Source organism: Prevotella sp. P3-122 (assembly GCF_002251365.1).
In the GTDB taxonomy this organism is placed as follows: Bacteria; Bacteroidota; Bacteroidia; order Bacteroidales; family Bacteroidaceae; genus Prevotella.
This window is the reverse complement of sequence record NZ_NPJH01000039.1, coordinates 1-963: the sequence shown is the minus strand read 5'-3', so window position 1 is coordinate 963 and position 963 is coordinate 1. Positions and strand designations below refer to the sequence as shown.

Below are 963 nucleotides of genomic sequence, written 5' to 3'. Positions count from 1 at the left end.
ATCATAGTGATAAGTACATACAGAAGACGCACTTAATCCTCTAATATAATTCAGATATTCTAAGATAAAGATGTTATCCTCACCCAAACTGATACTAGTATTAAATCTGATATGATTGTCTTTTATAATATTGCTCTTAAAGAGTTTATTCCATAAGAATTGAGAATGTTGAAGCAAAATAGTAAAAAATGCATTTATGCTTTCTATATTATCTTGAGTTTTCACCTCTTTATATTGATAAGGCCTTGATCCATAATACAAATCTGCAATAAAGCTATTAATACATAAATCAACGTCTGAATCAATTTGATTAACAAGAACTTCCAAGTGATTTGGTTCCACCCAATCATCAGCATCAACAAAAGTAATGTAATCTCCTGCGGCTTCGTCCAAACCTCGATTTCTGGCAGCACTAGCACCTTGATTTACGGTATGAACGACATGTATTCTAGAATCAGTCTGTTTAAGTTCATCACAAATTAAGCTACTTTCATCTTTACTTCCATCATCTATCAGAATAAGTTCCCATTTCTGATATGATTGATTCACAATGCTCTCAACACATCGCTTTATATATTTTTGAGCATTATAAACTGGCACAATTATTGAAATCATAAAAGCTGTTTTTTTATTTTGTCAAACACCACCTTCATTCCTACACTAAACATAACAGCCAGCAATGGTATAATAAAATAATTGACCAAAGAATAGTTTGGCAAAATCTTAGAAACCAATGCTATTGCAGCAATCAATGTTATAGGATAATGAGAATAATATATAATCTCAGAATATTTAGACAATGTCCCCCCAATTTCTTTCATAGAAATATTTAAAGAACAATAATTCATCAGATTGAAAAACACAAAAGGCATTATTATGGCATAAGCTTTGGGAATTTTCGTCCAACAGTCAAAGAACATGAGCACAGAAAGAACAAAAGTAAAAGAAACAACCAATAATATT

The 963-nt window shown here is 30.8% G+C and carries 2 protein-coding genes; both read right to left on the bottom strand.

What is annotated here, in order from left to right:
* A partial coding sequence (locus CIL02_RS07495) for a glycosyltransferase family 2 protein (RefSeq protein ID WP_141210163.1) occupies positions 1-615 on the bottom strand: 615 nt, incomplete at its 3' end.
* Positions 612-963, bottom strand: a 352-nt coding sequence (locus tag CIL02_RS16530) for a hypothetical protein (protein ID WP_206073475.1), incomplete at its 5' end; no start/stop codon positions are given. The genes CIL02_RS16530 and CIL02_RS07495, both read right to left, overlap by 4 nt.